Origin of the sequence: Cupriavidus sp. WS (assembly GCF_000395345.1) — a bacterium.
GTDB classification, from domain to species: Bacteria; Pseudomonadota; Gammaproteobacteria; order Burkholderiales; family Burkholderiaceae; genus Cupriavidus; species Cupriavidus basilensis_B.
The window spans coordinates 1-6,551 of the sequence record NZ_AQPL01000319.1; the positions used below are offsets into that span (position 1 = coordinate 1).

The 6,551-nt window shown below is 70.2% G+C and carries 6 protein-coding genes; 3 read left to right on the forward strand and 3 right to left on the reverse strand.

Annotated elements, in window-relative coordinates:
• The 3 genes from K206_RS39170 to K206_RS0124350 form a co-directional block, all read left to right on the forward strand.
• The coding region (locus K206_RS39170; protein WP_020205000.1) for a DUF3488 and transglutaminase-like domain-containing protein at positions 1-1,495 on the forward strand (1,495 nt) is incomplete at its 5' end.
• Positions 1,496-1,580: 85 nt separating this feature from the next.
• A complete protein-coding gene (locus K206_RS0124345) occupies positions 1,581-2,069 on the forward strand; it encodes a MarR family winged helix-turn-helix transcriptional regulator (RefSeq protein WP_020205001.1) in 489 nt (162 codons plus the stop codon).
• Complete coding sequence (locus K206_RS0124350; protein ID WP_029044023.1) at positions 2,066-3,640, forward strand: MFS transporter; 1,575 nt, start codon at positions 2,066-2,068, stop codon at positions 3,638-3,640. Before K206_RS0124345 ends, K206_RS0124350 begins: the two co-directional genes overlap by 4 nt.
• Before the next feature lie 174 nt (positions 3,641-3,814).
• Here the strand turns inward: K206_RS0124350 and K206_RS0124355 are convergent, their stop codons facing one another.
• From K206_RS0124355 to K206_RS0124365, 3 genes are all read right to left on the reverse strand, one after another.
• Complete coding sequence (locus tag K206_RS0124355) at positions 3,815-4,135, reverse strand: hypothetical protein (RefSeq protein WP_020205003.1); 321 nt, start codon at positions 4,133-4,135, stop codon at positions 3,815-3,817.
• A 301-nt stretch (positions 4,136-4,436) separates the two neighbouring features.
• Positions 4,437-5,900, reverse strand: a complete 1,464-nt coding sequence (locus K206_RS0124360) for a DegQ family serine endoprotease (RefSeq protein ID WP_029044024.1) — start codon at positions 5,898-5,900, stop codon at positions 4,437-4,439.
• Positions 5,901-6,053: 153 nt separating this feature from the next.
• Entirely contained in the window at positions 6,054-6,359 is a 306-nt protein-coding gene (locus K206_RS0124365) for a GIY-YIG nuclease family protein (protein WP_020205005.1), read from the reverse strand.
• Positions 6,360-6,551: the final 192 nt, after the last annotated feature.

Below are 6,551 nucleotides of genomic sequence, written 5' to 3' on the forward strand. Positions count from 1 at the left end.
GCTGCCGCAGGCCGAGCCGGTGGCCGCCACCGGCCTGAGCGACACCATGAGCCCCGGCAGCGTGAGCGAGCTGACGCAATCGCCCGAAGTGGCGCTGCGCGCCGACGTGGAAGGCGGGCAACTGCCGCCCGGCGCCCTGTACTGGCGCGCGCTGGTGCTGTGGCAGTTCGACGGGCAGACCTGGCGCGCGGCGCCCGGGCGCCAGCGCCGCGGCCGGCCCGCGCCGGCGCTGCCGGCGGAGGCAACGACAAGCGCGGCGGCGAACGCCGCGCCCGCCGGCGCGATCGACTACAACATCACGCTCGAGCCCAACCAGCATCCGTGGCTGTTCCTGCTCGACCGGGGCCAGGCCATCTCCGCCCCGGCCGGCGTGCGGATCAATGCCGACGGCGAGTTCTTCATGCGCGACCTCATCGACCGGCGCCTGCGCTATCGCGCCCGCTCGGCGCCGGCCGCGGCGGAGCCGCTCGATGCGCAGACCCGGCTGCTGGCCTTGTCGCTGCCGCCCGGCAACCCGCGCAGCCGCGCGCTGGCCGCCGACTGGGAACAGCGCTACGCGGACCCGGCGCAGCGCGCGCAGGCCGCGCTGCGGCTTTTCGCCGCGGCGCCGTTTGCCTACACGCTGTCGCCGGCGCCGCTTGGCCAGGAGCAGGTGGATGGCTTCCTGTTCGACACCCGGCGCGGCTTCTGCGAGCACTACGCCAGCAGCTTCGTCTTCCTGATGCGCGCGGCGGGGGTGCCGGCGCGCGTGGTCACGGGCTACCAGGGCGGCGAGTACAACCCGATCGGCGGCAACTACATCGTGCGCCAGGCCGACGCCCACGCATGGGCGGAAATCTGGCTGGACGGGCGCGGCTGGGTGCGCGTCGATCCCACCAGCGCGGTGGCGCCGAGCCGCGTGGAACGCGGCCTCGACGCCGCGCTGGACGCCGGCGAGGCCGCCGCGCGCGAGCCGGGCTGGCTGCGCGAGCTGCGCTGGGGCATGGACGGCATGGTCTACACCTGGCAGCGCTGGGTGCTGCAATACGACCGCGGCCAGCAGGCCCGGCTGATGCGGCAGCTCGGCATCGGCGACAACCTGCCGCAGGCGTTGCTGGGCGGGCTGGCCGCGCTCAGCCTGCTGGGGCTGGTGCCGCTGGTGCCGCTGCTGCGCCGGCGCCGCGAGGCCGATCCGGTGCAGGCGCTGTACGCGCGCTTCTGCCGCGAGCTGGCGCGGCACGGCTGCGTGCGCGAACCCGCCGAAGGCCCGCAGGATTTCGCCGCGCGCGCCGCGCTGGCCTGGCCGGAGGGCGCCGCCGCGGTGCTCGACTTCAACCGGCGCTACATGAAGCTGCGCTACGGACCGCCGGAGCCGGCGGCGCGGGCCGCGGACCTGGCGGCGCTGCGCGAGGCCCTGCGGCGGCTGCCGCGCCGCCCGGCCGGCGGCGGTCCCGCCACCGCGCCCGGCATGCCCCGCACGCCCAGTATTCCCGACATGCCCGACATGCCGCGGTAAATGGTTTCAGGTGATATGATTACGACTGAAATCAAATAGCCGGCGCGGCATTCCGTTGCGCCGGCGTCACCTCGAGCCTTGCGCCATGTCGTTCGAAGACCGCATTGACCGTTTCTGCGCCAGCCACCCCGAGGCGCCACGCGACCTGATCCTGGCTTCGCGGCTGCTGCTGCGCACCGCGCGCCTGCTGCGCACCCATATCGACCGCGCGCTCGCGCCGTTCGAGCTGGACCTCCAGCAATACCTGGCGATCAGCATGCTCGCCACCGACGAGGCGCAGCCGACGCTGCCGTCCGAGCTCGGCCTCACGCTCGACGCCACCCGCACCCAGATGACGCGCCTGATGGACGGGCTCGAAGCGCGCGGGCTGGTGCGGCGCAACGCCTCGGCGCAGGACCGCCGCGCCACCGAGCTGGTGCTCACCGCCGCCGGCCATCGCCTGCTCGAGCGCGCGGCACCGGCGGTGCACGCGGCCTACGCCGAAGCCTGGCAGCCGCTCGGGGACAGCGGCCTGGGCACGGCCACGCGCGCCCTGAACCGGCTGCACAAGAACCTGCTCGCGCTGGAGCCATGAGAACGGCTTCCGCGTTGCGGCCACTGCGCCTGGGGCTGCGCTGGCTGCGCCTGCTCAGCCACCGCCAGCGGCAGACGCTGCTGATGCTGCTGCTTGCGCTGGCCACCTCGGTCGAGTTTCTCGAGAACATCATGTTCGTGTTCGCGTCGAGCCACATCGTGGGCGGCGTGGACGCGGACCCGCGCAGCTTCGCGCTGGTCCAGGCCGCCTACGCCGTGGGCAGCATGCTGATGATCCTCAAGCAGCAATGGCTGGCGCAGCGCTTCGGCTACCGCTACTACCTGACCGGCGCGCTGATGATCTTCATGGCGGGCACGCTGGCGGCGGCCACCAGCCATTCGCTGCCGCAGCTGGTGGGCGCGCGCTTCGTGCAGGGCGTGGGCGGCGGCGCGCTGTTTACCAGCTGCCGCATCCTCGTCAACGTGATGTTCGCCCCGGCCGACCGGCCCCGCGCGGCGCGCATCTTCATGCTGGGCATCTTCTCGGCCTCGGCGCTGGCGCCGGCGCTGGCCGCCGAGCTGATCGAGCGCGGCGTGTGGCAGGACGTGTTCTACGGCGCGCTGCCGTTCGCGGCGCTGGCAACGCTGGGCGCATGGCTGCTGCTGCCCGACGCGGAGCCGCGCGACGACGACGCCGGCCCCGCGCTCGGGCCGCTGCTGCTGTTCGGCGCGGCCGTGGTGGCCTTGCAGGCGGCGCTGACCGAGGCCCGCTTCGACATCTTCTCGCACCCGCTGCGGCTGGCGGCGATCTGCGCCGTGGGCCTGGGCCTGCTCGGGTCGTTCCTGTGGCAGCAGTGGCACCACAGCGCGCCCGTGCTGCGCGTGCGCGCGCTGGGCGATCCGGTCTACCTGACCGGGCTGGGAATGTACTTCGCCTATTACCTGATCAGCAACCTCAGCGGCTACGTGTTCCCGATCTATGCCGAGCAGGCGCTCGGCATGCCGCTGGCGCGCACCGGCTGGCTCAACAGCTTCGCCGCGCTGGTGAGCCTGGCCGGCATCGCGGTCTACCTGCGCGTGGCGCCGAAGCTGCCGCACAAGAAGCCGCTGATGGTGAGCGGGCTGCTGCTGATGGCCGGCGCGGCATGGTGGTTCTCGTCGATGCCGCCCGATGCCGGCCCGCAAGCGCTGACGCCGGGGCTGATCGGCAAGGGCCTGTTCGGCGTGCTGGTCATCATCCCGGTCGCGGGCCTGACGTTCCGCTCGCTGGCCGCGGAAGACTTCGCGCACGGCTATCGCAGCAAGAACCTGCTGCGCCAGATCGCCGCCTCGTTTGCCTCGGCGCTCGGCGCGGTGCTGCTGCAGAACCGGCAGTTCGCCGTGCATACCAGCCTGACCGGCGCGCTCGGCCAGCACACCGCGCAGACCCAGCTATGGATGGACTCGGCACAGGCAGGCTGGAGCGCGCGCGGATTCGACCCGGGCCATGCGCATCAGGCCGCGCTCGCGCAACTGGCCGGGATGGTCGACACCCAGGCCAGGCTGATCGCCTGCGAGGACCTGTACCGGCTGATCGCGGCGCTGGCGCTGGTCGCCGCGGTGTTCATGCTGGCGCAGCGCCGGCTCGACTGAGCGCAGGCTGGCGAGACACTGGAAACGGATGCCGCGGAGGTAGCGGGAGGGGCGCAACCGCTGGGCGGCGGAACGCGGGGACTGCCGGGGCCGGGCGGATCGCGCCGGCTGGAACGTGCTCGATGCGGACGACGCATCAGCCGGCCAGGCGGCCGGCAACAACGGATCTCGTGCTCAGAACAAGGCCAGCTGGCGCATGCCGAAGCCGATGGTTTCTTCCACGCGCATGCGCGCATGGGCGAGCGAGCCTTCCGCGCCGGAGTAGTTGCCGGCGGCCCAGTGGTAGACCACCGGAAGCTCGCCGCGGTCGGACAGGCGCACCTCGCCCAGCTTCTCGCCGCGCTCGTTGCGGTAGAAGTGCGAACGGTAGCCACGCTCCCAGTGCGGGGCGGCTTCCGCTTTCTTGCGGCGTCGTGGCGAGGGCGTCGATTGCGGCAGGCGCCGCGCTCTTTCGGTACCCGTGGTCGCGGACGCGCGGGTGAAATCCAACTGCATAGACTTCCTTGTATTCGAGTCTGCAGGACGAATTCGCAACAAGGGTCCGGAGACCGTCGCGGCGTGCCCTGCGTCGCAGTCGAGATAATACCTGTTACCGCGCGTTCTGACAGCCCCATATGCACCGGAATTCGGCTTCCAGCAAGGCTTGGCGGGCCGGACGTATACCTGGCGTATACGTCCGCGTATACGCCAGGTATACGGGGCATTAACGCGGACGCGTTTACCGCGCCGCGCGCATTATCGGCGGCGCGCCCGGCGCCGCATTTTCGGCAGTGCCGGGCGCGTGCCTGCGCGCTGCTCAACCGAGGTCGAGCGGGATGAAGATGCGGGCGTCGTCGCGCTGCACCAGCAGCGCCACCTGCTTGCCGGCCTTCGACACCAGCGCGCGCAACTGGTCGGCCGAGCTGATCGGCGTGCCGTTGATCGACAGGATCACGTCGCCGGGCTGGATGCCGACCTTGGCCGCGGGGCCGGCCACGTCCTCGACCACCAGGCCGCCGTCGATGCCGCTGTCGCGCTTCTCGGTCGGGCTCAGCGGACGCACCGCCAGCCCGAGCTTGCCGCCGGCGTCGTTGGCCGGGCTCTTGTCGGCCACGGCCGTATCCTTGGTCGTGCCGATCTTGACGGTCAGCGTCACCGGGTCGCCCTTGCGAATGACCTTGAGCGAGGTCTGCGTGCCGGGCGCGAGGTCGGCCACGCGCTCGGGCAGGTCGCCGGAATGGTCGATGACGTCGTTGCCGAGCTGCACGATCACGTCGCCGGGCTTCACGCCGGCCTTGGCGGCCGGGCTGTCCGGCTCCACCGAGTTGACCAGCGCGCCGCTGGGCTTGGGCAGGCCGAACGATTGCGCCAGCGCCTGGTTTACCTCCTGCACGCCGATGCCCAGGCGGCCGCGCGTGACCTTGCCGTGCGCGACCAGCTGCGTCTCCACCTTGGTGGCGACGTCGATCGGGATCGCGAACGAGAGGCCCTGGTAGCCGCCGGTCTGGCTGTAGATCTGCGAGTTGATGCCGATCACTTCGCCGCGCTGGTTGAACAGCGGGCCGCCCGAGTTGCCGGGATTGACGGCCACGTCGGTCTGGATGAAGGGCACGTAGGTGTCGTCGGGCAGCGAGCGCGACTTGGCGCTGACGATGCCGGCGGTCACGGTGTTCTCGAAGCCGTAGGGCGAACCGATGGCCAGCACCGGCTCGCCGACGCGCACGCGCGCGGGGTCGCCCAGGCGCACCGTCGGCAGGTTCTTGGCATCGATGCGGATCACCGCCACGTCCGACTGCGCGTCCACGCCGAGCACCTTGGCCTTGAATTCGCGGCGGTCGGTCAGCTTCACGGTCACTTCCTGCGCGCCGTCGACCACGTGGGCGTTGGTCAGGATCAGGCCGTCCGGACTGACGATGAAACCCGAGCCGAGGCCGCGCACCAGTTGCTGCTGGCTGCTCTGCGGACCCTGGAACTGCGGGCCGAAGCGCTTGAAGAACTGGAACAGCGGATCGTCCGGGTCCATGCCCGGCGGCACCTGCGCCGAGGTGCGCTGGGCGCGCGAGGTCACGCTGATATTGACCACGGCCGGGCCGTACTGGTCGACGATGGCGGAGAAGTCGGTCGGGGTGGCGACGGCCACCGGCTGCGACGGCGCCGTGACCGGGCTCTGCGCGGCGTATCCCGGCGTGATGACTTCTTTCTGCAGATAGGCATAGCCCCCGGCAAGCGCGGCCAAGGCGGCAATACCAATGGCGGAGCGGGCAACTGTCTGACGGATCATGGCGTCTTCCTTTACTGGTTTTACCTTGGGCGTCCGAACGATCGGGGACGCGACAGGATCCATGCTAAGGGGCGATCCTTAAATCAGACTTAAGGAAAGGAAGAGCGCGAGAATTTAACGGGAGCGGATTCGGGAATCCCGCCGCCGGGATGGTCAGGCAGCCGGTTGCAACCGGACGTCAGGGGGATATGTCGACAACATCGCGCATAGATCACGCTTCTGCGCCGAATTCAGCCGCTTCGCAGCGGCTTCGGCCTTCGAGGCTTCGGAGCGGTTCTCGAATTCCTTCCAGCCGAGCACCCGGATCGGCTTGTGCGAACGGGTATATTTTGCGCCCGTACCGGCCTGATGCTGGGCGAAGCGGCGCTCCACATCGGTCGTGATGCCGGTGTAGATCTTGTTGCCCTCGCATTCGAGCAGGTAGAGAAACCACGGGGCGCTGCTGCCGTCGGCTGGCATCCGGAATATATCGAGATGGAAACGCGGCAATTATGCAGGCTGGGGCGGCGGCTGCAAAGCCATTGTGCATTTTCCGCCGCGGCTGTCCAGCGATCGGACTCCGTAAAAGCAAAGCCCCCAAAAGCAAAACCCCCCAGTACATACGTACTGAGGGGTTTCAAGAGAGAGCCTGGCGATTACCTACTTTCACAC

Bases quoted from the DNA above. Each gene is read 5' to 3' on its own strand.
- K206_RS0124365 (WP_020205005.1), bottom strand. From the start codon at position 6,359: ATGCCAGCCGACGGCAGCAGCGCCCCGTGGTTTCTCTACCTGCTCGAA.
- K206_RS0124345 (WP_020205001.1), top strand. From the start codon at position 1,581: ATGTCGTTCGAAGACCGCATTGACCGTTTCTGCGCCAGCCACCCCGAG.
- K206_RS0124360 (WP_029044024.1), bottom strand. From the start codon at position 5,900: ATGATCCGTCAGACAGTTGCCCGCTCCGCCATTGGTATTGCCGCCTTG.
- K206_RS0124355 (WP_020205003.1), bottom strand. From the start codon at position 4,135: ATGCAGTTGGATTTCACCCGCGCGTCCGCGACCACGGGTACCGAAAGA.
- K206_RS0124350 (WP_029044023.1), top strand. From the start codon at position 2,066: ATGAGAACGGCTTCCGCGTTGCGGCCACTGCGCCTGGGGCTGCGCTGG.